We start from the raw sequence: 25,564 nt of genomic DNA on the forward strand, positions 1-25,564 counted from the left end.
CGAGGTCATCCGCAACAGCCTCGGTCTGCTCGGCATCAACGCCTTCTGGCAGGGCGCCTTCATCGGTGGCGCGATCATCCTCGCGGTCCTCTTCGACCGCATCCGCAATTTCCGGCAGAGCGAATAACGTCTATCGGCCGATGCGGCATCAGGCGGCCGCGCGCTCCGTCGGGTAGGTGAAGCGATCTGCTTGCGGTATCCAGCGTTGCCATGATCGCCACGCTGTCCTGCGGCGACATACGGGTCGAGTGTTTGCCGGAGCGGACGGAGGCGAGCCTCCCGCCGATTTCAGGGGCAATACATGCCCTGAAGCGTCCTATCGGACCTGGCCGGGAAAGACCACCAGTCCCGCTCATCGATGAAGCAAGACGGCGAATATTTTCCCCTTCTTGCGCGTCTCCATCGGACTTACGATGACACCCATCGCCGCCCGGACGGGCAGGCGCTCGGGAGGGGAACGTGATGAACTGGACGCGGCAACGGAGCCGATGGTCGAAACACATCGTTCTTGGCCTTGGCATGGTGCTGTCCGGCGCGACGGGCGGCCTTGCCCAGGCGGCCGGTTCTCGGTTGCAGGACATCACGGCGGAGGTGCCCGGCCATCCCGGCACGACCTATTTCGATCTTCTGAAACAGGTCGTGCCCGATCTCAGCGCCGACGGGACGAGCGCAAGCGGTCGCTTCGCGGTACCCCCGCGCCATATCGCTGAAGGTTACGGCGGAGAGCCGCTGGGCTCCCTCGATATCGGCATGCTGGAAGTTCTGACCTTCATGGTGGACGGCCGGTCGCACATTGCTATCCTGACCGGCATCGGAAGCGTGCAGGCGACGGTGGAGCAGCCGACGCTGCTCGCCGTGTTCGACGATGGCAAGGTTGTAAAACTGCTCGACGCCGTCGATGTGGGCATGGATCGCGACACCTCCTTTGGCGAACCGGCGCTCGTGAATATCGGCAAGAAGAGCCAGGCGCTGGTCACGCGCAGCAGCCATTTCAATTCCAGTGAAAGTTTCGAGACGACGACCCTGATCCTTCTGCAGGACAGCAAGCTGAAACTGGTCGATACCTTTTCCACCTATGGCGCACGAACCTGCGGCGCGGCGACCCGACAGGCCCTGACATTCGAGGAGCGGCCAGGCGGGACGGGCTATTCCGGCATTCTGGCGACGATCCGGGAGAGCACGACGCCGACCGACGAGGTCTGCGACGACGAAAGTCTGGCGCCGGCCCTCGCGATCAGCGCCGGGACGCTCTACAATTGGGATGCTAGGGCGCTGAATTTCGTCGCGACATCGGATGCGGTGGAAAAACTCCAGCTGCGCACCGCGGAACAGATGAGTGAACCTTGAATCTCCTGAGGCAGGTGGGAGCGGAGAGGCGAAGGAGACGCTGCACGCGTGCGATGATGCGACGTTCGTCCAGATCGATCTGGGAGTAGGTGCGCTTCATGTTTCGCTCCTTGCAGGGATAAACCGTTGTTATCTATTGCAAGTCGCGCTTCATCCTTGAACCCACCCGGCTACAAAAGGCAATCGCGTAATCTATCTTATGGAACTGGAGAGCGGTTTCCAGCCTGCGATACGATCCGGCGCGAGTGCTGCAACCTCCAAGGCACATGAGCCACCAACCGAACAACCGACAACAATGACTTTATTGCCCGCAGGAAGCTTTAGGGCTTCGGCAGCCCAATCCTCGACGCGGCCACCGACCCCATAAAGAGTCGGCGCATACGTTGCCCCTGGGAGGAGATCAAGTTGAGAAGCCCACATCGAACCATCAAGGGGTAGCGCATGAAGCATGCAGGAGTTCCGGACTCATGCGGACGGTTCCAACGCTTGCGGGTCACGCCAGCGATGCGGCTGCCTGTCTTTATGGAGATCGCGGTATTGCTTGAGGTTGTTGGCAGATACGACTGAGATCGGTTCCCTACCAACCTCCACTAAAAACCCATGCAGCAGCGGAGTATCCCACCGGAAGGGAACGTCGCCCCAGAAGAGCGTAAAAGGCCCGTCTCGCTCTTGAACCAAGGTTATCTCGCACAGCGTGCCATAAAAGCGAAAAGCTCGTTTGTGCCGGAAGCGCTTCAGCGGAACCTCTTCGAACTCAGGAATGTCTGGAAGCTTGGAATCCAGTTCTTTAAAGGTCTCGTTGCGATAGAGCATGTCGATATCACCGTGAGCGGAGGGCTCGCGGAGCCCCAAAACTTCCTCCGCCCAACCGCCAAAGAGATCGCAGATAATCCCTGAACTTCGCAGCTTGGCTACAACGGCGGCGACTTTCTCTCGGGTATTCTCCATTGATCTGCCGATCCCGCGTCGAGTTGTCTTTGTGCTGATGGTCGCCGTTCAGGACTTCTGGGTCAATGACGTTTTATACGCGGGCGTTAAGCAACAAGGGCACTCTTTGTCACCTGCAACAATGATATGAGATGTTGCGATTCCATTCAGTACGAAAAGCGACAAACGCATAGAAAACAAGTGTGCAACACCCCTTTTGAACTCGGGGCGTCGAAAGCCTCTACATTATGAGGCTTCTCGATCACTCACTCACCCAGCTTCAATGCCGAAACCGCACTCTTTGGAACTTTTTTCAAGGGCCGTTTATGTCCACGTCAACGCCCAAGCCCTTGATACGAGCCGCTGGATTGTCCATCAAACCGAGATCGGCAAGCTGTTCTGCGACGCGACGGTGAATAACCGGGCGTTTCAAAACTTCGAGTTCTTATGCTCGAGATCGCAACGGTTGCGAGAATTGGCCAGCCTGACACAAGCGTTCGTACCTAGCATGGGAATGGCGTCACTGTGCGTGTCGAAGGCGTGGCTCAAATCCAGCGGTCGACGACACCAGTAGAATTATAAAGACCTGAAAGTCTGCGATATGACAACAATTCCTTCGTTTACGCCTCTTCAAATCAAGGCCCTTGCGCCGTCGGTGGTCGCCGCATGGAATGCCGATGACATTGCCGCCTTGTCGAGCTCGCAGCTCGCCGCGCTGTCGTCGATTCAAGTCGCGGCGCTGAAGGAAAGCAGCATCAGCGGCCTCAACAATTTGCAGCTTTCCTCGATCGCGCCCAAGGCGATGGTCGGCCTGACGCTGGACCAGCTTGCGGCAATTTCCACAGACGCCATCTCCAGCCTCGGCGCGGCGCAGGTTGCGGCGCTGACGACGACGCAGATTGCAGGCCTCAGCACCGCGCAGGCCGAAGCCTTCAATCCATCGCAAATCGCCGGCATGAGCTCGGCCCAGATTGCGGCCCTGAGCGCGGAAGATCTCGCGTCCTTCTCGACCGCCGATATTGCCGCCATCAACACGAAGGCGATCCGCGGGCTGACGGCCGAGCAGATCGCCGCGCTGAGCAACAGCCAGGTCGCAGCACTTACCCCCGGACAGGTCGCCGCCATGCGGGATACGCAGATCGGCGCCTTTTCCATCTCGCAGATCGGGGCGTTGACGACGCAGCAGATCGGTGCATTGAGCGCGACGCAGCTCTCCGGCCTGCCGCCGGCAAGCATCGCAGCGTTCTCCGCCGACCAGATCGGCGCCGTCAGCGGCAGGGCAATAACCGGCTTGCGTTACGATCAGTTGGCGGCGCTTTCAGGTACACAGGTCGAGGCGCTGACTGCGAGCCAGGTCAGGCAAATGAGCGCGAGGCAGTTCACGGCCCTGACGCCGGATGCATTGGCAAGCTTCACCGTCGATGAAATAGCGGCCATGACGCCATCCGCGATGTCGGGGCTATCGGTTGATCAGATCGGCGCACTCTCGACAGACCAGATCGCGGCGCTCACTCCGGCCCAGGTCACGGCGCTGAAACCCGCTCATATCGCAGCCCTTTCCACGGCGCAGGTCGGCGCGCTGACCGATACGCAGATGCGCGCGCTGACATCCTTGCAGGTCGCTGCCTTCAGCACCGACACGATCGCCTCGCTTTCCACCACGCAGATCGCCGCTCTCAACACCAGGGCGATCCCCGGCCTATCAGCGGCCCAGGTGGCGGTCCTGACCGCCACGCAGATCGATGCTTTGTCACCGACGCAGATCGGCAGCCTCAGCGCCAAGCAGGTGGCGGCGCTCAGCCCCGAAGCGCTGGCCGCCTTCTCGCCCGACGACATCGCGTCCCTCAAGCCCGCCGCGATCCCGGGCTTTGCCGCAACCCAGATCGCAGCACTCAGCCTCGAGCAGTTCGCCGGCCTGACGCCCACCCAGATCAGCGCCTTCCAGGCCATCCAGATCACGGCAATGTCCCCGCAACAGGTCGATTCCTGGTCGACGACGCAGATTCGCGTCCTGAGCGCGACGCAGGTCGCGGCACTGGGAACGGAAAAGCTCGCCGTTCTGTCTCCCGAGCACATCGGTGCGCTGAATGCCAAGTCCGTCGCCGGAATGACGACTGCCCAGATCGCCGCATTGTCGCCTGCGCAAGCCGAGGCGCTGACGACCTCGCAGGTCGCCGGCCTCAGCACGGCCCAGATCGCGGCCCTGACGCCGGCAGCGCTCGAAACATTCACGCCTGCGAAAATCCAGGCGATCAGCACAAGGGCTGTCTCCGGCCTGTCGGCTGAAAACGTGGCCGGCCTCGATCTCGAGCAGGCTGCGGCGCTGACTGCCGGCCAGATCGGCGCCATGAGAAATCCCCAGGTTGGTGCACTCACTCCGGCCCATATCGAAGCGATGTCGACGGCCCAGATCAAGGGCCTCAACGCCGGTCATATCTCGGCCCTCAGCGTCGAGGCGATCAGGGCGTTTTCCAGCGATCAGATCGCGGCACTCAGCACGGCCGCCGTCGGTGGCCTGACGACGGCGCAGCTCGCGGCACTCAGCACCACGCAGGCGGAAGCGTTCACGTCCTCGCAGGTGGGTGGACTCAGCGTTACGCAGGTGACCGCCCTTTCCGTCGATGATCTCGCCACATTCTCGGCCGCTGATATCGCCGCCATCAAGGCCGCCGCCATCCCCGGCCTGTCCAACGAGCAGTTGGCCGCCTTCGGGCCTGAACAGATCGCCGCCCTGACATCGAGCCAGATCGCGGCGCTGAAGCCCAGCCAGATCGCCAGTCTTCAGCCCGGGCAGGTCGGAGCGCTGAGCACATCGCAGATTCGCGCCCTGACCCCGACACAGGTCGCGGCCCTGACGGCGGACAGCGTTGCCGCCCTGTCGACCGACCAGATCGCCGCCCTTGCGACAAAAACCGTCGGCGGCCTTACCCCGACCCAGGTCGGCGGCCTGACGGATGCCCAGACCGAGGCGCTGACATCGGCCCAGATCGGCGGCCTGACCGCCACGCAACTGGCCTCGCTCACCCCGCAGGGCCTTGCCACCTTCACCGAAGAAGAGATCGCAGCGATCAGCACCGCGGCGATCACCGGCCTGACGAATGCGGCACTGGCCTCCCTCAACCCGCAGCAGATGGGCGCGCTGACGCCTGCCCAGATCGCCGCGCTGAAGCCGGAACAGATCGCCGCGCTGACGGCATCGCAGATCGATGGCCTGACGACCGCGCAGGTCACCGCCCTGACCGCCGCCCAGGTCGCCGCGCTGCCGACCGATCGCCTCGCAGCCTTTTCCACCGACCAGATCTCGGCGTTGTCATCAAAGGCCGTCGCCGGCATGACGCCTGCGCAGGTCGCAGCCCTCAGCACCGTCCAGATCGCCAGCCTGTCCACCACCCAGATCGCCGCGCTGACCTCGACGCAGGTCGCAGCCCTGCCAGTCAGCATGCTATCGAGCTTCACGACCGCGCAGATCGCCGCGATCAGCATCTCCGCGATTCCGGGCCTGACGAGTGACGGCATTGCCGGCCTCAGCCTCGACCAGATCGGCGCGCTGACGACGAGCCAGATCGGCGCGCTCACCGGCAGCCAGGCGGGAAACCTGACGGCCGCGCAGATCAACGGGCTCACCACCGCCCAGCTCGGGGCCTTCGGTGCAACGCAGATCGCCGGGCTCTCGACGGACAAGATCACGGCCTTTTCGCCGGAGCAGATCGCGGCACTCAGCACCAAGGCCATCGCCGGACTGACAGAGGCTCAGGTCAGCGCGCTCTCGGTCTCCCAGGTCGATAGCCTTTCGACGACACAGATCGGTGCGCTGACCGCGACCCAGATGAGCAATCTGGGCGCAGCGGCGCTCGCGACCTTCTCACCAGCCGACATTGCCGCCATCAGCGCCAGCGCTCTTTCGGGCCTGAGCGCACCGCAGATCGCCAACCTGAGCGCCGATCAACTCGGCGCCCTGTCGGCAGCCCAGATGGCCGGATTGACTGCGGAGCAGATCGGCAGCCTCGGCACGAGCCAGGTGAGCGGGTTGACGGCCACGCAGATCAAGGCACTGAGCGCCACCCAGATCGCCGCGCTTTCGCCGGCCAGCGTCGCCGTGTTGTCCTCGACCCAGATCGAGGCGATCAGCGTCGCGGCAATCCCGGGCCTGACGGAAGCCCAGCTTGCCGGGTTCACGGCCGGACAGGTCGACAGCCTGACCAGCGCACAGATCGGCGCCCTGACCGGCACGCAGATCGGCGCCCTCGGCGATACGGTGATCTCGACGTTCTCCGCGACGGATATCGCTGCGATCAATGCCTCGGCAATCGCCGGCCTGCCGGAATCCTTCGTCTCGGCGCTTCATCCGGAGCAGATCGCCGGCCTCACCGCCGCCCAGATCGGCAATCTGAGCTACTATCAGGTCAACGGCCTGACCGCAGCGCAGCTTGCCGCCGTGACCCCGACCCAGATCGGCAATTTCAGCGCCCTGCAGATCGCGGCGCTGAGCCCCGACAAGATCGCTGGCCTGACCCCTGCGCAAGTCGCAGCCATCGCTCCCGGTGCCATCGGTGGACTGGCGGCCACCACCGTTTCCGGCCTGACGGCGGCGCAGGCCGAAGCGTTGACACCAGCGCAGATCGCAAAATTAAGCGCATCGCAGATCACCGCGATCAGCACGTCGGCGCTGGCCACCTTCTCCGGCGCGGATATCGGCGCGATCAGCCTGACCGCCCTGCCCGGCCTGACGCCGGCACAGGCGAGGAACTTCAGCCTCGCCCAGTTGGGAGGACTGACGTCCTCGCAGATGCAGGCCCTGTCGCCGGAACAGATGGCCGCCGTCGTCGCAGCCTATGATGGGCACAAGGGCTCATAAGCTACGGCATAATTCCTTGAACCGGGATCGGTTTAAGGATAAATTATGCGGCATATTTAACGTATTACAGCAGCCTTTGCGCGTCATATTTGACGCGCGGCACTGGAGAATAACGGAACGATGGGTTGAGACTATTCTGCCGCGGCGTTTGCAAGAGCGCCCCGGGCGCATTTTGCGCGCTAACCAGCCCGCCGGCGGAGAATGAACCAGACGGCCACGGCGCTCATGATCGCCAGGGAATACCAGGTCAGCGCATAGACGAGATGGCTGTTGCGGAAGGCAATGACCGTCAGGCCGCCGATCGGGAGACCACCCGGATTGGGCGTCGCATCCGCATCGACGAAATAGGGCGCGACGTCCGTGAGCCCCTTCGACGCGGCAATCGCTGCGACGTCGCGGGAAAACCAGCGGTCATTTGCGGGATCGTTTGAGCGGAGAAAACCGCCGGCCGGTTCACTGATCCTGAGAAGACCTGTCGCCGATACCGGCCCTGCGGCCAGCTCGCTGCCGAGGCGTGCATCCCGCGCGCTCCGATCTGCCGGCACGAAACCGCGATTGATCAGGATCGTCGTCGCGTCATCGAGACGCATTGGCGTCAGCACCCAGAAGCCCGCGCCACGTTCCGTCACCGCCTGCACCAGAACCGATTTGTCGTGTTCGAAGAACCCCTTGACGGTGACATGCCGGTATTCATCATTCGCGGCACCGACCCCTGCCCACTCGGAACGGGACGGCGCCGGCACAGCCTGGGCATGGACGCGCGTTTCCACGCGCTCCAACAGATCGAGTTTCCAGAACAGCCGCTGGACCTGCCATGTTCCGAGGCTGATGAAAACGACAACGAGGAACATCATCAGCCCGGCAAACACCAGACGGGAACGGGAAGACGAAACGCTGGTCCTCGTCTCCTCTGCAGATCGATCCTTCGTCATGATCGTGCCGGCTCTTTTCTCAAGCCGTTACGGCATGTTCTTCATCATCTCGTGGGTCATCGGCATCATGTTGGCGTTCAGGTGATGCATGACCCACAAAGAGCCGGCGAGCGCGATGCCGACGATCACCAGCGTGAAGATCAGCGCCATCATCGTCCAGCCGCCTTCCGAGCGCGGGTTCATGTGCAGGAAATACACCATGTGAACGACGATCTGCACCGCGCCGATGCCCATGACGATGACGGCGGTCAGCAGCTTGCTGTCGAGCACGCCGCCCATCACCAGTCCGAACGGGATCGCCGTCAGGATCACCGACAGGATGAAGCCGATCATGTAGCTCTTCAGGGTTCCATGGCTGGCCTCGTGACCATGGCCATGATGCGCGTCCGCGCCGTGTCCGTGGGACGATGGATGCGGTGACGCGCTCATACGAGAACTCCCAGCAGATAGACGAAGGAAAAGACACCGATCCAGATCACGTCGAGGAAGTGCCAGAACATCGACAGGCACATCAGCCGGCGGCGGTTTTCCGGGATCAGGTCACGCTTGCCGACCTGAACCATCAGCGTGATCAGCCAGATCATGCCGAAGGTCACGTGCAGGCCGTGAGTGCCGACCAGCGTGAAGAACGAGGACAGGAAGGCGGACCGCGTCGGCCCTGCCCCTTCCTGGATCAGGTGATGGAACTCGTAAAGCTCCAATCCGAGGAAGATCGCGCCGAACACCCCGGTGACGCCGAGCCAGAACAGCGTTTCCATCTTGGCATTGCGCTCCATCTGGAGCATGGCGAAGCCATAGGTGATCGACGAGAACAACAGCATGGCCGTATTGACGGCGACGATGTTGAGATCGAACAGATCGGCTGGCGACGGGCCTGCCGCATAGTTGCGCCCGAGCACGCCATGCGTTGCAAACAGCACGGCGAAGATCAGGCAGTCGCTCATCAGGTAGAGCCAGAAACCCAGCATGGTGCTGTTTTCCGGATGATGATCTTCCGTCAGGTAGAACTGCGGCTTTTCGGTTTCCTGGACGTGGGTCGCGCTCATGGGCTCAGGTCCGTTCTGCAAGCAGCTTGGAGCGCGCGTCTTCCGTCGCCGAAACGGTTTCGGCGGGGATGAAGAAATCGCGATCATAGTTGAAAGTGTGGGCGATCGAGACGGCGATAATGGCAATGAAGGACACGGCCGCCAACCACCAGATGTACCAGATCATCGCGAAGGCGAGCACGATGCTGATGCCTGCGAGGATGACGCCGGTGCCGGTGCTCTTCGGCATATGGATCGGGCGAAAGCCGGTGAGCGGACGCTCGTAACCACGGCTCTTCATGTCGTACCAGCTGTCGTGATCGTGGACGACCGGCGTGAAGGCGAAGTTGTACTCCGGCGGCGGCGCAGAAGTTGACCATTCCAGGGTACGGCCATCCCACGGATCGCCGCTGTCGCAACGCAACTGGTCGCGCTTCAGGAAGCTGACGACGAGCTGGATGATGAAGGAACCGATGCCGCAGGCGATCAGCACCGCACCGAAGGCGGCGATGATGAACCAGATCTGCAGCGACGGGTCCTCGAACTGGCTGACGCGGCGCGTGACCCCCATCAGGCCAAGGACATAGAGCGGCATGAAGGCGACGAAGAAGCCGATCTGCCAGAACCAGAAGCTCAGTGTGCCCCAGAACACATCGAGCTTGTAGCCGAAGGCCTTGGGCCACCAGTAGACGAGACCCGCCATCAACCCGAACAGCACACCGCCGATGATGACGTTATGGAAGTGGGCGATGAGGAACAGCGAATTGTGCAGCACGAAGTCGGCGGGCGGGATGGCCAGCATCACGCCGGTCATGCCGCCGATGACGAAGGTCACCATGAAACCGATGGTCCACAGCATCGGCAGCTCATAGCGAATACGGCCGCGATACATGGTGAAGAGCCAGTTGAACATCTTCGCCCCGGTCGGGATCGAGATGATCATCGTGGTGATGCCGAAGAAGGCATTGACCGAAGCGCCGGAGCCCATCGTGAAGAAGTGATGCAGCCAGACGAGGTAAGACAGGATCATGATGACGCAGGTGGCGTAGACCATCGAGGCATAGCCGAACAGGCGCTTGCCCGAGAACGTGGCGACCACTTCCGAGAAGATGCCGAAGGCCGGCAGCACAAGGATGTAGACTTCCGGATGGCCCCAGATCCAGATGAGGTTGATATACATCATCGGGTTGCCGCCAAGATCATTGGTGAAGAAGTTCGTATCGACGTAGCGGTCGAGCGACAGGAGCGCCAGAGTTGCCGTCAGGATCGGGAAGGTCGCGACGATCAGGATGTTGGTGCAGAGCGATGTCCAGGTGAAGACCGGCATCTTCATGAAGGTCATGCCCGGCGCGCGCATCTTGACGATGGTCGCGATCAGGTTGATGCCCGACAGCGTCGTCCCGACGCCCGCCACCTGCAGTCCCCAGATGTAATAGTCAACGCCGACGCCCGGACTGTAGTCCGATCCCGACAGCGGGGGGTAGGCCAGCCAGCCGGTGCGCGCGAACTCGCCGACGAAGAGCGACATCATGATGATGATGGCGCCGGCCGTCGTCATCCAGAAGGAGAAATTGTTGAGGAACGGGAAGGAGACGTCGCGCGCGCCGATCTGCAGCGGCACGATATAGTTCATGAATCCGGTGACGAAGGGCATCGCCACGAAGAAGATCATGATCACGCCATGGGCGGTAAAGATCTGGTCGTAATGATGCGGATTGAGGTAGCCCTCGTTGCCGTTGAAGGCAATCGCCTGCTGGATACGCATCATGATCGCATCGGCAAAGCCGCGCAACAGCATGATGATCGCCAGGATGATGTACATGATGCCGATCTTCTTGTGATCGACGGATGTGAACCACTCGGTCCAGAGATAGCCCCAGAGCTTGAATTTCGTGATCAGGCCGAGAACGGCGATGCCACCGAGCGCCACGGCCGCGAAGGTCACGACGAGGATCGGCTCGTGATAGGGGATCGCTTCCAGGGAAAGCCGACCGAAGAGGAATTTCGTGAGGCTGATATCGCCGAACATGGGGTATCCAATATCGTTTCGAATGCGGGCCCGACGGGCTCATGGCGGTGTTGCGCGCACGCCGTGTCCGGCGGGCGCGGGCGTCGCATTTATTTCGTGTGCATATCGTGGTTCATTTCGGCCGGCATGTCCTGCCCGCCCTTGATGCCCTCAGCCGGATCTTCGCCGGGTGCGGGATTGCCGGTCTCCGGGAACGTGGCGCCCGGCGCCGCCTCTTCTCCGTGTCCTCCGGTCCCTTCCGCGTGCCGGTTGTCATGTTCGAGCTTCGCCTTGTTCTCATGGCTCTCAAGGCCCGCGCCGCCCATCAGGTCGATATGCATCATGTCCTTCATGCACATCTGGCCGGGACGGACGCACATATTGAGCACGGCATCGAAAAGCCCGTTTTCGAAGGATGCGAAATAGCGGACGGGCTCCCTGATGCTCGGCTTCTCAAGCTTCAGGTAGGCGTCGCGGTTGAGCATGGTGCCGTTCTGCTTCACCCGGGCGATCCAGTCATCGAAACCCGCCTGGTCCAACCCGTGGAATTTGAAGCGCATATGAGAGAAGCCGTCACCACTGTAGTTCGACGACAGACCTTCATATTCGCCGGCCTTGTTGATCACGGCATGCAGTTTGGTCTGCATGCCGGGCATGGTGTAGATCATGCCGGCAAGGGCCGGGACATAGAAGGAGTTCATCACCGAGGAGGCGGTGAGCTTGAAATTGATCGGAACATCGAGAGGTGCCGCCATTTCGTTGACCGTCGCAATCCCATAATCGGGATAGAAGAACAGCCATTTCCAGTCGAGCGCCACGACCTCGACATTCAGCGGCTTGACCTCCGCGGTCACGGGACGTGCCGCATCGATCCGGTCGAGCGGCCGGTAGGGATCGAGCTTGTGGGTGCTGACCCAGGTGATGGCGCCGAGCGCGATGATGATGGCGAGCGGCGCCGACCAGATGACGACTTCGAGCCCGGTGGAGTGATGCCATTCCGGGTCGTACTTGGCCGATGTGTTCGACTGGCGATAGTGCCAGGCGAACCAGAGCGTCAGGCAGATGACGGGCACGATGATGATCAGCATCAGGATCGTCGAGATGACGATGAGATCCCGCTGCTGTGTCGCGATGTCGCCGGACGGCGACATGACGACCATATTGCACCCCGTCAGGGCCAGGAGCATCAGCGTCAGGATGATCGATCGTTGGGCGATTTGCATCGGCATTTCCGGCTCAACTTGCGTTATGTTTCGTTGCCAATAATCAGGCACGGTCGCACTTGGGAATGAGGTGGTTCGTCGCACCGCAGCATTCTGTCGCAGCGCAATAGAAGCTTTTCATTTCACGTTGCCGCAGTTCTGTAATAGCGCAATAGACGTGTCGGTTTTGCTGCACTACCGTTGAAGCATGCCGACAGGTTATCGACATCTGCCCCGAAATTCGAGTGCTGATCTAATTCTTGATATCTGAAGTCAATTAGTCAACACTCGAAGGACATGGCGCACATCGCTCGGAGAAATTCATGAGTTCGGCCGTCAATCCCACATCCACCGGTCTCGAACAGGACGCCCGTCGCATTCACGATGACGGCAAACCCCTGTCGCCCGGCAATATCGCCATCGGCGTGGTGATCGGTCGGACATCGGAATTCTTCGACTTCTTCGTCTACGGCCTCGGCTCGATCCTCGTCTTTCCGAAGCTGATCTTCCCGTTCGCGCCGAGCGCGGTTGCTGCCACGCTGATGGCCTTCGCGCTGTTTCCACTGGCCTTCATCGCCCGCCCGATCGGTTCCTTCGTCTTCATGTGGATCGACCGAAATTACGGTCGCGGCACGAAACTGACGGTCGCCCTGTTCATTCTCGGAGGCTCGACGGCGTCGATCGCGTTCCTGCCCGGCTATGAGACCATCGGTTATTGGGCCGTGGCGCTCCTGGCGCTGTTCCGGCTCGGACAGGGATTCGCGCTCGGTGGCGCCTGGGATGGCCTTGCCTCCCTCCTGAACCTCAGCGCCCCTGAAAATCGCCGCGGCTGGTATGCCATGATCCCGCAACTCGGCGCGCCCATCGGCTTTGCGTTGGCGAGCATCCTCTTCGGCTACATGGTCACCAGCCTGTCCGAGGCCGATTTCCTCGCCTGGGGCTGGCGCTATCCGTTCTTCGTCGCCTTCGCAATCAATGTCGTGGCGCTGTTCGCCCGCCTGCGCATCGTCGCCAGCAAGGAATTCGGCGCCGCGATGGAAGCACAGGAATTGCAGGCCCGGCCGATCTTCGAGATGCTCAGCAAACACAGCATGGACGTGGTGCTCGGCGCCTTCGTGCCGCTCGCGAGCTTCGCGATGTTCCATCTCGTCACCATCTTCCCCTTGAGCTGGATCACGCTGTTCGGTGGCCAGTCGGCGGCGCAGTTCCTCTGGGTGCAGGTCGCGGGCGCGGCGGTGGGCGCGGTCGGCATCGTACTGTCGGGCTTCATCGCCGACCGCATCGGCCGGCGCAACGAGTTGATGCTCGGCGCCATCCTCATCGCGATCTTCAGCTTTTCCGCGCCGTTCCTGCTGGATTCCGGCCGCAGGGGCCAGGATGCCTATATCCTGATCGGCTTTGCCATTCTCGGCCTCACCTTTGGCCAGTCCTCCGGCGCGGTGTCGTCGCGCTTCACCCAATATTATCGTTATACCGGCGCGGCCCTCACCTCCGATCTTGCCTGGCTGCTCGGCGCCGGCTTTGCGCCGCTGGTCGCGCTTGGCCTTGCCAGCAGCTTCGGCATCATCTTCATCGGCGGCTACCTGATTTCGGGTGCCATCTGCACCATTGCTGCGCTGACCCTGACCCGGACGCTTGACGTCAACTAAACCAAAGCCTCCGGTCTCACGAACATATGGCAACGCCGCTCGTCTCCACGGGCGGCGTTTTTATTTGCCTCGGATTCGTTTCGGTAGCTCGGCCCGATCTCGCGGAAATCCGCCGCCAGGGCGACCAATCTCTTCCTCTTCCGCGGGATTCCCACGGGCCGTCCTAAAGGCGTTGGCCAAAAAAAGCGCGGCCACCCGAAAGTGAACCGCGCAAATCCCTGTTTTGCTTCTTGCCGAGCGTTACAGGCCGAGCGCCTGCAATTCCGCGTCAACGCGTTCGCGTGCCTTCTTGGGCAACTTCGCTGCCTTGACGTCAGCCAGGTTGGCCGGATTGTCATCAACGATCACGACGGCGGCCATGCCCATGCCGAAATGCGGCGCGCACTTGACGACATAGGCGCCGGACGTCGCAAAAGTCACCTTGACCGTTTCGTTCATCTTGCCCTTGAAGGCCTCGGCGCCGGCCGGGATCAGATCCTTGACGGTCTCGGCATTGTGGCTCTTGTCGGTCGGCACGAAGGTCACGGTATCGCCCTTTGCGACCTTGATGGCGGCGGGCTCGAAGACCATCACGCCTGCCTTGCCCTTGTTCAGCATGTGGATTTCGAAATCGGCGGCGTTGGCTGCTGCGCCGAAGGCTGCTGCGGTCAGGATCGCGGCGGCCACTACGGCGGTCATCTTGCTTTTCATCGTCTTGCTCCTTGCGCAAAGCCCGATTGGCTCTACTGAAAGAACCATAGCCAAGGCTGCGCTTTCATTCTTTGCTTTCGCTCAAACAATCAGGAGATTTGCGGTCAACGATCACTGCTGTCGGCGAGCGCCTGCAGGCCGGCAATGTCACGCACCAGCAGCTTCTGCCGGCCCCCCTCGACGAGGCCCTTGCTTTCCCAGGCGCTGAGGATACGGGAAACGGTGTGCAGCGTCGTGCCGGTCATCTCGGCGATGTCCTGGCGGGTGATCGGAAAGTCGATGCGGATGCCGTTATCCTCGGCCCTGCCCGCCTGCTGCGTCAGCCGCAGAACGGTGTGGGCCACACGGCGCTCGACTTCCTCGGTGGAGATTTCACGTATGCGGGTATGGGCTTCTTCCAGCCGCTGGCCGATCGTGTTCAGGGCACTGACGGCAAGATGCGGGCTGCGATCGATAAACTGGGGCCAAAGCTCGGTCGCCCAGCAAAGCGCAAGGCTCTCGATGACTGCAAACGCCGTGCCGGGATAGTCGCTGCGGCGCAGGGCCTTGGCAAAACCGAAGAGATCACCCGGATGAACGACCCGGACGATGATCTGCTGTCCGTCTGCCGTCACCTGCGTCACCTTGAGGCGGCCATTGAGAAGAAGGAAGAAATGCGTCGCCGCGGCGCCCTGCTCGAAGAAGGCTTCCCCGTGCCCGATCCGCTTGGACACGGCCTGCGACAGCAGCGCCTCCACGTCGGAGTCCGGCATTCTGTCAAACATCGGAAAGGATTTGACGACGCTCTTGTCTATCTTCAACGGAAACTCCAGCTCGGCAAATATCGATCGGCGGTCGGTACTTTACTAACTGCAGTTTCCCAAACAAGCACTAGGAAATAATGCCGCGGTCGCGCAATCGCTTCAACAGGCTTGCATACCAGCGGTCGTCACGGATCAGCCGGAAACCCAGATTGGACGGCGGGGCGCCGACCGAGCATCCGCCGGTCTTCGGGTCACGCACGAAGGCACTCATCGGCGAATTGTGCCGGCCGACGGTCACGTAGATGCCGCAGGCCGCGTTCGTTTTCGCTGAAGCCGCGCCAGCCAGATCGACCCGGCGGTGGCAGGTCGATGTCCATTCCCAGACATTGCTGGCAAAGTCGGCGAGGCCGTATTCGTTTTCGCCGAAATGCCCCCTTTCCTTCGGTTCCGGTTCGCTGTCGGCCTTCCGCCGGCTTTCCCGCTCATAATCGGCCAGCCAGCGAAGCGCCGGGTTGCGGCTGTCGGAATCGACACCGAGCGCGTCGTCGGCGAATTTGCTGCCGGCCGCAAAGGCAATCTGTTCATAGGTCGGGACAAGCCAGGTCTCCCCGGTCTTGTCGCTGAACCAGTGCGCATAGGCCGTCGCGTCATCGTGGCTCACGCCGGTTGCGGGGAACTCCGCGCCGCGCATATGGGCCGGCGCGATTGCCGCGCACCGGCCGTCATCGACACAGCGGGCATATTCGCCCTCGCTGACCTGATACTTCATCAGCGACAGGCCAATCGGGATGCGCTTTTCGATCATCGGGCCATCGACGGCAAAGCCGTTGTGATAGAACTCGCCATCACTGCGATAGGTGAAACTGCCGGCGGGAACCTGCAGGATCTCGGCGAGATCGGCCGCCTTCGTCATTGTGGCGGCCTGCTCGAAGTAGCCGAGCTGGCCGGCAAGACCGGCAGAAGATCCAATGAGAAGGCTGATCGGCAGGGCGATCGAGAGAAATGAGACGGTTTGCGTTTTCGTACGCTTTGCCATGGGGATATCCCGCTTCATACGGCAGGTTCTTGAGGAGGATGCCCGCGTCGCCGAGCGACGCGGGCTCTGTCGGAGCCTAGTGGCTGTTGGGGGTGCTGATCGCGGTCATCAGGTCGTTGTTCCATTCGCCCTCGACCTTGAAGTGGCCGGCCGCGCCCTTCTCGAAAGCTTCGATCAGGTTGTGGTTGACATAGGCGTAGATGCCCGGCTGTTGGAAGGTGTAGAAGGCCGCACCGGCGGCACCTCCCGGAATGAACCAGGTTTCCTGGTCGAGTTCCGGCGGGTTGGCGAACTTGCCAGTCGCCCAGACATAGTCACCGTGGCCGCCGATCAGGTGCGGGCGGGTATCCCGGTTTGCCTGCGAATGCAGGATCAGGACCTTTTCGCCCACCTTCGCCTGGAGTGCATTGTCGCCAGTCAGAGCTCCGACCGCACCGTTGAAGACGATATGGCTCGGGGTCAGGGTCTTCATCACCTCCAACACGTCGGCATAGGCCTCGCCGGAGCTGTCGTACTTCTTGTAGTTTCCGTCCGCGTCGCGCGGCACGTAGAAGTCCTGCTCGCCGACACAGTAGGCGCGATCGTAGACGAGATCGTTGCCCTGATGATCTTTGAGGCCGTCACGCGGCAGCACCATGATCGCGCCGTTCATGCCCGAAGTGACGTGCCAGGGCACCATTCCGGGAGGTGCGCAGTGGTAGACGAACACGCCGGCCTTGGTGGCCTTGAAGCGCATGACCGCCGTCTCTCCGGGATTGACCAGGGTCAGCCCGCCGCCGCCAAGCGCGCCGGTCGCCGAATGGAAGTCGATATTGTGCTGAAGCTCGTTGGTCTCGGGATTGACGAGGGTGACCTCGACATAATCGTCCTGGTGAACGACGATCATCGGACCGGGCACCGAGCCGTTGAAGGTCATCGCGTGAACTTCCGTACCGGCCTCGTCGATGACGATCTTCTTTTCCTCGATGGTCAGCGTGACTTCATAGATCTTCGGTCCGCCAACGGCCTTCTGCGTATGCGGGTGGATGAAGGGCGGCTTCACCGGATCGAGCTTGACGCGCTCGATACCGGCAAGGTCGGTCGGTGCCGGCTTGACGGTGCCGACCTCGGAAGTCGCCCTCGCGGTCGTAGCAGCCACGATCGGTGCCGCCGCTCCTGCAAACGCGGCCCCGGCAAGAATAGTACGCCTTGTAATCATGAATTGGCTGCTCATGGGACTTCTCCTGTTGGGAACGAACTTGTTTCGTCCTTTCGATGAGACGTTAGCCCGGGTCCCGACAACTCTCTTTGTGCTGGAACAACATTAGAAATCCAAAATTGACGCGCTTTTTGTGCTTGCGCAAAGAGAGCGCACATTTCCTGTCCCATTGTCCGTTTACAGACTGGAGACAAGACATGAATGATGCCGAGCAACTTGCCCCGCCACGGAGAGCCGCGGTCCCGCGCGGCCTATTGACGACCGGGCCGATCCTGTTTTCCTATGGCTTCCGACCGTTCTTTCTCGGGGCTGCGATCTGGGCCTGTTGCGCGATGACGCTCTGGATCCTGGCGCTGACGGGACGAATCGATCTTGCCGGAGACTATGGCGCCCACGCCTGGCACGCGCATGAAATGCTGTTTGGCTTTGCCAGCGCCGTCCTCGCCGGGTTCCTGCTGACCGCCGTGCCCAACTGGACCGGAAGGCTGCCGGTTTCCGGCAAGCCTCTGTTCTTCCTGTTCCTGCTCTGGGTCGCGGGACGCATCAGCATGCTCGTACCGGATCTGGCGGGCAGTGCCGTTGCCGCCGCGATCGACGCCGTCTTCCTGCCAACGCTCCTGATCATCTGTGTGCGGGAAGTCGTCGCGGGCAAGAAATGGGCTGACCTGAAGGTGATTGCCGGGCTCGCCGTGCTGTCGCTCGCCAATATCTGCTTTCATATCGAAACCATCGTGAACGGCGCACCCGACATCAGCCCGAGGCTCGCCATATCCGCCTATATCGGCATGGTGATCGTCGTCGGTGGCCGCATCCTGCCGAGCTTCACGCGCAACTGGCTGGCAAAGCAGGGAGCGATCGGCTTTCCCGTCCCCTATGGCCGGTATGATACGGTCACGATCCTCGCATCCGTCGCCGTCCTGCTCTTCTGGTCACTTCATCCGGAAGGACCGGTCGTCGCCCTTGCCGCGATCACCGTTGCCCTGCTGCAAGCCATCCGGCTCTATCGCTGGCGGGGATGGAGAACGTTTGCCGAGCCGCTCATCGTCATCCTGCACATCGCCTATCTGTTCGTACCGCTCGGCTTCCTGGCGATCGCCGCCGCCGCCGTTGGCAAAATGGATGGACCGGCCGCCATGCATGTGCTGACGATCGGAACCGTCACCTCGATGATGCTGGCCGTGATGATACGCGCGACCCGTGGCCATACCGGCCGCATCCTGACCTCGTCCGTGTCGACCAATCTCTCCTATGCCGCGATAATGATCTGCGCGGTGGCGCGTCCCCTCACCTCCGTGTTTCCGGATCACACCGATTCGCTCCACGCGATCGCGGGGCTGAGCTGGCTGGCGGCGTTCCTGTTGTTTTTGTCGGAATATGCACCCATGCTGATACGCAAGCGCCGGCAGGTGCCTGGCCGGTAAGCGTGCAATTTTGTTTCACTTTTGACGCGCTGCCGCGATATTTACCGGATAGACAAATGCCGAATTTGGCCTAAAGTAAAATACTGACTCGACATGTTGCGCAACCTTGGGAGGTATTGTTTTGGAGGCGACTCGATCGGATGACGTTCCAGGATTCCGTGCCAAGCGTCGCAAGGAACTTCTGACATTTGCCGTCTTGGCCTTTGGCATATGGCCGATTGTCGCCGTTGGCGCGGTCGGTGGTTATGGTTTTCTCGTCTGGATGTACCAGATCGTCTACGGCCCGCCCGGTCCGCACGATATCCATCCGGCCCCCCCCGGATCGGCGGAGTGATCCGATGCCGGCATCCATTTCCACCAGGCGCGCATTTCTGACCGGTCGACCGATGGTCGAGACCGCCGTCGTTTATCCGCCGGGTGTCACCGAGCAGTCGGTCCTCGACTGTTCCGGCTGCGGCAAGTGTTCCGAAGCCTGTCCGAGCAAGATTATCGTCATGCGGTCGGGTCTCCCGACCATCGATTTCGATCGTGGCGAATGCACCTTCTGCGGCACGTGCGCGGAGCGATGTCCCGAGCGGGTTTTCCCGCCTGCAACCGCTACCCGTTTCCCCCATCATGCCGTCATCGAGGATAGCTGCCTCGCGGTGAACTATGTGGACTGCCAGGCCTGCAGGGACGGCTGTCCGGCCGATGCCATCCGCTTCCGACCCCGGCGTGGCGGTCCGTTCCTGCCAAGCCTTGACGCGGATGCCTGCACCGGCTGCGGCGCCTGCATCGGGCTCTGTCCCACGGCCTCCATCTCCATGCGACCCGTGTCCCGGGAGGTAGCCCATGTCTGACGATCATCACATTTCGAGCGCGGTCGTCGTCACGCGGCCGGAACTGACGGACAAGGTCGCGTCCCGGCTCGTCATGCTGGAGGGGGTCGAGGTTCACGCCGCCAAACCCGGCAAGATCGTGGTCGTCATCGAGGGACCGCATTCAGGCGTACTCGGCGAGACGCTCATCCGCATTTCCGCGATGGACGACGTGCTTGCCGCCCATATGGTTTTTGAACAGATTATGCAGAAAAAGGAGATGAGGGATGACGAGCGAACTGACGCGGCGTAATCTCCTGAAGGCGCAGGCGGCGGCGATTGCGGCTTCAACCGCAGGCATCGCCATGCCGGCAGCGGCCCAGTCCGTGCCCGGCGGTGTCGATACGCTGGAAATCAAATGGTCCAAGGCGCCCTGTCGCTTCTGCGGCACCGGCTGCGGCGTGATGGTCGGCGTCAAGGACAACCATGTCGTCGCCACCCATGGCGACATGGAGGCGGAGGTCAATCGCGGCCTCAACTGCGTCAAGGGCTATTTCCTCTCCAAGATCATGTACGGCAAGGATCGCCTGACGACGCCGCTGTTGCGCAAACGCGACGGCGCCTATGCCAAGGACGGTGAATTCGAACCGATCACCTGGGAAGAGGCCTTTGACGTGATGGCCGCGCAGGCCAAGCGGGTGCTGAAGGAAAAAGGCCCGACCGCCGTCGGCATGTTCGGTTCCGGCCAGTGGACCATTTTCGAAGGGTATGCCGCGACCAAGCTGATGCGCGCCGGCTTCCGTTCCAACAATCTCGATCCCAATGCGCGCCACTGCATGGCGTCCGCCGCCGTCGCCTTCATGCGCACTTTCGGCATGGACGAGCCGATGGGCTGCTATGACGATTTCGAGAATGCCGACGCCTTCGTGCTCTGGGGCTCGAACATGGCCGAGATGCATCCGATCCTGTGGACGCGCCTGGCCGATCGGCGGCTCGGGCATGAGCATGTGAAGGTCGCGGTGCTGTCAACCTTCACCCATCGCAGCATGGACCTCGCCGACATCCCGCTGATCTTCAAGCCCGGCACGGATCTGGCGATCCTCAACTATATTGCCAACCACATCATCCAGACCGGACGAGTGAACCAGGATTTCGTCGACAAGCATACGAAATTCATGAAGGGCACCACCGATATCGGCTACGGCCTGCGCCCCGACAATCCGCTGGAACTGAAAGCCAAGGGTGTCGCCGATGCGGCCAAGATGGATGCCATCGACTTCGAAGCATTCAAGCAGATCGTCTCGGAATACACGCTCGAAAAGACAACGGAACTTACAGGCTGCGACAGTGCATTCCTGGTGCAGCTCGCCGAGCTCTATGCCGATCCGAAGACAAAGGTCATGTCGCTCTGGACCATGGGCTTCAACCAGCATGTACGCGGCGTCTGGGCCAACCAGATGGTCTATAATCTCCACCTGCTGACGGGGAAAATCTCCGAGCCCGGAAACAGTCCCTTCTCGCTCACCGGCCAGCCTTCGGCCTGTGGAACGGCGCGCGAGGTCGGCACCTTCGCCCATCGCCTGCCCGCCGACATGGTCGTCACCAATCCGGAACACCGCAAGCACGCCGAGGAAATCTGGAAACTGCCGGCCGGCCTGCTGCCTGACAAAGTCGGGTACCATGCAGTCGAGCAGGACCGGATGCTGAAGGATGGCAAGCTGAACTTCTATTGGGTGCAGGTCAACAATAACGTCCAGGCAGCGCCCAACACCAGCAACGAGACCTACCAGGGTTACCGCAACCCCGACAACTTCATCGTCGTTTCCGACGCCTATCCGACCGTCACGACAATGAGTGCCGACCTCATCCTGCCCGCCGCCATGTGGGTGGAGAAAGAAGGTGCTTACGGGAACGCCGAACGGCGCACCCATGTCTGGCACCAGTTGGTAACGGCGCCGGGCGAAGCGCGCTCCGACCTCTGGCAGATGGTGGAGTTTTCCAAACGGTTCACCACGGATGAGGTTTGGCCGGAGGAAATGCTCGCCAAAAATCCGGAATACAAGGGCAAGACCCTTTACGACGTGTTGTTCCAGAACGGCCAGGTCGATGAGTTTCCCCTTACGGAAACCCCGGCCGAATATGAAAACCGGGAAGCCAAGGCATTCGGCTTCTACCTGCAGAAGGGCCTGTTCGAGGAATACGCCCGTTTCGGCAGAGGGCACGGCCATGATCTGGCGCCCTATGATACCTATCATCAGGTGCGCGGCCTGCGCTGGCCCGTCGTCGACGGCAAGGAAACAAGGTGGCGGTACCGCGAGGGCTACGATCCCTATGTCAAACCGGGCGAAGGCCTCAAGTTCTACGGTCAGAAGGATGGCCGCGCGGTCATCCTCGGCGTACCCTACGAGCCGCCGGCCGAATCCCCCGACGAGGAATTCAATTTCTGGCTGGTCACCGGCCGCGTGCTCGAACACTGGCATTCCGGCTCGATGACGATGCGCGTGCCCGAACTGTACAAGGCCTTCCCCGGCGCCCGTTGCTTCATGAACGGCGACGATGCCCGGAGGATGGGCATCAACCAGGGTGCCGAAATCCGCATTCAGTCGCGACGCGGGGAAATCCTCAGCCGTGTCGATACGCGCGGGCGAAACCGCATGCCGCACGGCGTGATCTTCGTGCCGTGGTTCGATGCCAGCCAGCTGATCAACAAGGTGACGCTCGACGCCACAGATCCAATCTCCAAGCAGACGGATTTCAAAAAATGCGCAGTCAAGATTCTTCCCGTCGCCTGATCAGAAGGCGCGTCTGGGCGATTACGGCCGTCGCCCTGTGTCTCTTTACCGGCGGTGTCACCCTGGCGCAGGTCGTGCCGCCGCTGACCGGAAGCCAGGATCCGATGCAGAGCCAGGATACCCGTCCCCTGCCGAAATGGGTGATCGACGACCTGCGCAAGATGCGGAACTATCCGGACCAGCCGCCGATCATCCCGCATTCGATCGACGGCTACCAGCTGTCGGTCAACACCAACCGTTGCCTTTCCTGCCACAAGCGCGAGCTGACGGAAGGCTCGGGAGCGCCGATGATCAGCGTCACCCACTACATGAACCGCGAAGGCCAGATGCTCGCAGACGTCTCGCCGCGCCGCTATTTCTGCACCGCCTGCCATGTTCCGCAGGCCGACGTGAAGCCGCTGGTGCCGAACATGTTCAAGGACATGAGCGAACTCGGGTTCCAGCCGGCGGGTTCTGAACAATGATCGCGCGCGTGAAAATTCTTGTTCTGCGGGTATGGACGCTGCTTACGACGCCGGCGGTGACGCTCAGCCTCGGCTTTCTGACACTGGGCGGCTTCATCGGCGGCGTCATGTTCTGGGGTGCATTCAACACCGCGCTGGAAATCACCAATACCGAGGCCTTCTGCACCAGCTGCCACGAGATGAAGGCCAATGTCTACGAGGAGCTGACGCGGACGGTACATTTCTCCAACCGCTCGGGCGTCCGCGCCAGCTGTCCGGATTGCCATGTTCCACACCAGTGGACGGACAAGATCGCCCGCAAGATGCAGGCCTCCAAAGAGGTCTGGGGCAAGATTTTCGGCACGATCAACACGCGCGAGAAATTTCTGGCTCATCGCCTGGAACTGGCCCAGCACGAATGGGCGCGCCTGAAGGCCAATGACAGCCTGGAATGCCGCAATTGCCACTCGATGTCGGCCATGGACCTGACGAAGCAGACGGAGCGCGCGGCGGAAATCCATACGCGCTATCTTCTCTCCCGCAAGGCAACCTGCATCGATTGCCACAAGGGGATCGCGCATGAACTGCCGAACATGGAAGGTGTCGATCCCGGCTGGAAGGTTCCGGCCGAACTCATCGGCAAGACCGCCGACAGTGGATGGCATGACAGCGCCAAGCTGACGGCCTATCTCGAAGGCACGATGTCGGACTATACCAACGACTGATCCGCCGGCGACGGGACCATCCGGGCAGTTATTGCCCGAGATGACATCCGTGGGCGGCATTCGGACAGCCGGAGGGACCGAATGTTTTCGGTCCACTGACCGCGTTGAAAACCCGCGCCGGGCCATCAGGCCCGACGGCCGTGTTCTCCCGGCCTGCCATCAGGATCGCCCCGGCAAAATCGCCACGAACCGATGTTGGCTGGCAGGACGCGATCATGTCTCACCCCGCATCATGTCCGGCGACCACGGCGGGTCGTAGGTCAGTTCCACATCGACGGTCCGCGCCAGGCCTTCCGCCGCCGCCCGTTCGCGAACGGCATCGACGAGGAAGCCCGTCGCCGGGCAGCCGCGCGTCGTCGTGGTCATGCGGATCAGCAGATGATCGTCTTCCGTCAGGTCCGCCGAATAGATCAGGCCGATATCGACCACACTCCGGCCGATTTCGGGGTCGATGACACCGGACAGGGCAATCGCGATCCGATCGGGGATGGCTTGGGGCGCGATCATTGCTGCGGTTCCCCACGCTTGATCATCATGCGAAAGGCCGTTCCCGCCTCATCGAAATTTCCGACCCACTGGTGGCCGCGCTTGATCAATTCCGGAAACAGGAAAATCGGCTCGCGTCCCACGACTGCGAAAAGCACGCTTCCGACCGGCATCGTCTCCAGCGCATGCAGGATTTTAACCATCGGCTGCGGCGGGTCGAGGTCGGTCAGGTCGAGTTCGACAATCGGGTCTGCCCAATTGTCCGCGCTCCCGGCATCGCCCGAGGACCGGATCTCGGCATTCTTAGGGAAGAAGCGCACTTCATAGTCACCATCGGCGAGTTCGGAAAGCTCATAGAGGAAGCCTTTGCGCTCCATGACGGAAAACAGCGGCTGTGGCTTGAACGGCGCCAGCAGGCGCAGCCCTTCCTTCGGCCTCAACCCGTCCACTGCGGTCATGATCGCGACGAGGGGCTCTATGCCTGCGGCCAGCAGTGGGCGCACGTCCAGTTCCTTGTATTCGATATCCATTGGCTTTCTCCTTCAGTTCTGATTGGCGTACAGCAGATGCGGACGCACCGCACCTTGAGGCAGCCGGATGTCGGTAGGCGCATATTCCAATCGGCGCGCGCGAACGAATTCCACCACGAGACCGGCCACGGCGGCGCATTCGGCCAGGGCCGCGAGCCGGAAAAGCATGCCGACGCCGAGAAGCAGCGCGACAACTCCGATCGAAACGCCAACATGGTAGAGAATAAACCAGATTCGGCCGCGGGCCTCCTTGACGAGGTCCTGCACGCGCGGCACCGGCGCCCGCCCCATCACCGGACCATAGGCTTCAAGCCAGGTCAGGAATGGAACGATCTTGTAGAGCTGCGCCAGCCCCAGTCCGGAAAGCCAGCCCATGACCAGCGCATAGACGGTCGCCTGCCCGAGTGGCACGGTGTCCGGCGCGATCTGCTCGACCGCGAGCATGACAAAGGCGACGACGAGATAGATCAGCGCTCCTACTCCGGCGATCGTATTGAGCTCCAGCGTCTTACGGCGGCGCGACCGGACCATCCGGGCGATATCGGCGAGGTAGAAGGCAAGCGCGATGCCGAAGAGCAGGATCGCAATCGTCTCCATCAAACGTGCGAGGTTCGGATGGAGGAAGGAAACGAGCAGACCGGACCAGAGGATGGCGAGCGCCAGAACCACACTGGAAATCAGCCGCCGGGTCGAAAAACCGGTTTCCGGCGCCAGCATGAACATCGAGAACAACCGGTAGCTGACGCCGACGGCCGTGA

23 protein-coding genes and 2 pseudogenes are annotated in these 25,564 nt (G+C 61.6%); 11 read left to right on the forward strand and 14 right to left on the reverse strand.

All coding sequences use genetic code 11. From position 1 onward, the window contains the following. Together VL202_RS09565 and VL202_RS09570 are read left to right on the forward strand one after the other, a co-directional pair. Positions 1-127 (forward strand): annotated as a pseudogene (locus VL202_RS09565) (ABC transporter permease); the annotation flags it as partial. Positions 128-459: 332 nt separating this feature from the next. After that, positions 460-1,347, forward strand: coding sequence for a hypothetical protein (locus tag VL202_RS09570; RefSeq protein WP_325463892.1), 888 nt, complete (start codon positions 460-462; stop codon positions 1,345-1,347). A gap of 192 nt (positions 1,348-1,539) precedes the next feature. Here the strand turns inward: VL202_RS09570 and VL202_RS25960 are convergent, their stop codons facing one another. Together VL202_RS25960 and VL202_RS09575 are read right to left on the reverse strand one after the other, a co-directional pair. Beyond that, a complete protein-coding gene (locus VL202_RS25960) occupies positions 1,540-1,797 on the reverse strand; it encodes an alpha/beta fold hydrolase (protein ID WP_414692825.1) in 258 nt (85 codons plus the stop codon). A gap of 15 nt (positions 1,798-1,812) precedes the next feature. Then, entirely contained in the window at positions 1,813-2,295 is a 483-nt protein-coding gene (locus VL202_RS09575; RefSeq protein WP_325463893.1) for a hypothetical protein, read from the reverse strand. Between the two features lie 580 nt (positions 2,296-2,875). Between VL202_RS09575 and VL202_RS09580 the strand changes: the two genes are divergently transcribed. After that, complete coding sequence (locus VL202_RS09580; protein WP_325463894.1) at positions 2,876-7,129, forward strand: hypothetical protein; 4,254 nt, start codon at positions 2,876-2,878, stop codon at positions 7,127-7,129. Between the two features lie 179 nt (positions 7,130-7,308). Here the strand turns inward: VL202_RS09580 and VL202_RS09585 are convergent, their stop codons facing one another. The 5 genes from VL202_RS09585 to cyoA form a co-directional block, all read right to left on the reverse strand. Next, complete coding sequence (locus VL202_RS09585) at positions 7,309-8,061, reverse strand: SURF1 family protein (RefSeq protein WP_325463895.1); 753 nt, start codon at positions 8,059-8,061, stop codon at positions 7,309-7,311. 27 nt (positions 8,062-8,088) lie between these two features. Next, the gene (gene cyoD, locus VL202_RS09590; RefSeq protein ID WP_325463896.1) at positions 8,089-8,490 is read right to left on the reverse strand and encodes a cytochrome o ubiquinol oxidase subunit IV; all 402 of its coding nucleotides are present in this window, start codon (positions 8,488-8,490) and stop codon (positions 8,089-8,091) included. Further along, entirely contained in the window at positions 8,487-9,107 is a 621-nt protein-coding gene (cyoC, locus tag VL202_RS09595) for a cytochrome o ubiquinol oxidase subunit III (RefSeq protein ID WP_325463897.1), read from the reverse strand. Before cyoC ends, cyoD begins: the two co-directional genes overlap by 4 nt. A 4-nt stretch (positions 9,108-9,111) precedes the next feature. Beyond that, positions 9,112-11,115, reverse strand: a complete 2,004-nt coding sequence (gene cyoB / locus VL202_RS09600) for a cytochrome o ubiquinol oxidase subunit I (protein WP_325463898.1) — start codon at positions 11,113-11,115, stop codon at positions 9,112-9,114. Positions 11,116-11,204: 89 nt separating this feature from the next. Beyond that, a complete protein-coding gene (gene cyoA / locus VL202_RS09605; RefSeq protein WP_414692827.1) occupies positions 11,205-12,317 on the reverse strand; it encodes a ubiquinol oxidase subunit II in 1,113 nt (370 codons plus the stop codon). A gap of 302 nt (positions 12,318-12,619) precedes the next feature. Between cyoA and VL202_RS09610 the strand changes: the two genes are divergently transcribed. Beyond that, a complete protein-coding gene (locus VL202_RS09610) occupies positions 12,620-13,945 on the forward strand; it encodes an MFS transporter (protein WP_325463900.1) in 1,326 nt (441 codons plus the stop codon). Positions 13,946-14,185: 240 nt separating this feature from the next. Here the strand turns inward: VL202_RS09610 and VL202_RS09615 are convergent, their stop codons facing one another. The 4 genes from VL202_RS09615 to nirK all read right to left on the reverse strand — a co-directional run bounded on the left by VL202_RS09615 (position 14,186) and on the right by nirK (position 17,627). Further along, positions 14,186-14,635: a pseudoazurin gene (locus VL202_RS09615; protein ID WP_325463901.1), complete on the reverse strand. Its 450-nt coding sequence runs from the start codon at positions 14,633-14,635 to the stop codon at positions 14,186-14,188. 104 nt (positions 14,636-14,739) lie between these two features. Next, positions 14,740-15,435 carry a Crp/Fnr family transcriptional regulator gene (locus VL202_RS09620; RefSeq protein ID WP_325463902.1) on the reverse strand — a complete coding sequence of 232 codons (696 nt, stop codon included), beginning with the start codon at positions 15,433-15,435 and terminating at the stop codon, positions 14,740-14,742. Between the two features lie 70 nt (positions 15,436-15,505). Then, a complete protein-coding gene (locus VL202_RS09625; RefSeq protein WP_325463903.1) occupies positions 15,506-16,414 on the reverse strand; it encodes an SUMF1/EgtB/PvdO family nonheme iron enzyme in 909 nt (302 codons plus the stop codon). A gap of 76 nt (positions 16,415-16,490) precedes the next feature. After that, positions 16,491-17,627 carry a copper-containing nitrite reductase gene (gene nirK / locus VL202_RS09630; RefSeq protein WP_325463904.1) on the reverse strand — a complete coding sequence of 379 codons (1,137 nt, stop codon included), beginning with the start codon at positions 17,625-17,627 and terminating at the stop codon, positions 16,491-16,493. A gap of 182 nt (positions 17,628-17,809) precedes the next feature. On the opposite strand from nirK, the gene VL202_RS09635 reads away from it, so the two are divergent. From VL202_RS09635 to VL202_RS09665, 7 genes are all read left to right on the forward strand, one after another. After that, the gene (locus tag VL202_RS09635; protein ID WP_325463905.1) at positions 17,810-19,033 is read left to right on the forward strand and encodes an NnrS family protein; all 1,224 of its coding nucleotides are present in this window, start codon (positions 17,810-17,812) and stop codon (positions 19,031-19,033) included. Between the two features lie 121 nt (positions 19,034-19,154). Then, positions 19,155-19,367, forward strand: coding sequence for a periplasmic nitrate reductase, NapE protein (gene napE, locus VL202_RS09640; protein ID WP_414692828.1), 213 nt, complete (start codon positions 19,155-19,157; stop codon positions 19,365-19,367). A gap of 4 nt (positions 19,368-19,371) precedes the next feature. After that, on the forward strand, positions 19,372-19,872 hold the full coding sequence (locus tag VL202_RS09645) for a ferredoxin-type protein NapF (RefSeq protein ID WP_325463906.1): 501 nt from the start codon (positions 19,372-19,374) through the stop codon (positions 19,870-19,872). Continuing rightward, entirely contained in the window at positions 19,865-20,143 is a 279-nt protein-coding gene (locus tag VL202_RS09650) for a chaperone NapD (protein ID WP_325463907.1), read from the forward strand. Before VL202_RS09645 ends, VL202_RS09650 begins: the two co-directional genes overlap by 8 nt. Further along, positions 20,118-22,622, forward strand: coding sequence for a periplasmic nitrate reductase subunit alpha (gene napA, locus VL202_RS09655; protein ID WP_325463908.1), 2,505 nt, complete (start codon positions 20,118-20,120; stop codon positions 22,620-22,622). Before VL202_RS09650 ends, napA begins: the two co-directional genes overlap by 26 nt. Then, entirely contained in the window at positions 22,592-23,086 is a 495-nt protein-coding gene (locus VL202_RS09660) for a nitrate reductase cytochrome c-type subunit (protein WP_325463909.1), read from the forward strand. The genes napA and VL202_RS09660 overlap by 31 nt, the downstream gene beginning before the upstream one ends. Beyond that, on the forward strand, positions 23,083-23,790 hold the full coding sequence (locus tag VL202_RS09665) for a NapC/NirT family cytochrome c (RefSeq protein ID WP_414692829.1): 708 nt from the start codon (positions 23,083-23,085) through the stop codon (positions 23,788-23,790). The genes VL202_RS09660 and VL202_RS09665 overlap by 4 nt, the downstream gene beginning before the upstream one ends. A 213-nt stretch (positions 23,791-24,003) precedes the next feature. On the opposite strand, the gene VL202_RS09670 is transcribed toward VL202_RS09665, so the two are convergent. The 3 genes and pseudogenes from VL202_RS09670 to VL202_RS09680 all read right to left on the reverse strand — a co-directional run. Continuing rightward, the gene (locus tag VL202_RS09670) at positions 24,004-24,297 is read right to left on the reverse strand and encodes a metal-sulfur cluster assembly factor (RefSeq protein ID WP_325463910.1); all 294 of its coding nucleotides are present in this window, start codon (positions 24,295-24,297) and stop codon (positions 24,004-24,006) included. Next, positions 24,294-24,806 (reverse strand): DUF2249 domain-containing protein, encoded by a 513-nt coding sequence (locus VL202_RS09675; protein ID WP_325463911.1) that lies wholly within the window; start codon positions 24,804-24,806, stop codon positions 24,294-24,296. Before VL202_RS09675 ends, VL202_RS09670 begins: the two co-directional genes overlap by 4 nt. Before the next feature lie 12 nt (positions 24,807-24,818). Then, positions 24,819-25,564: pseudogene (locus tag VL202_RS09680) on the reverse strand (hypothetical protein); the annotation flags it as partial.

The organism is Pararhizobium sp., from assembly GCF_035497515.1.
In the GTDB taxonomy this organism is placed as follows: domain Bacteria; phylum Pseudomonadota; class Alphaproteobacteria; order Rhizobiales; family Rhizobiaceae; genus Pararhizobium.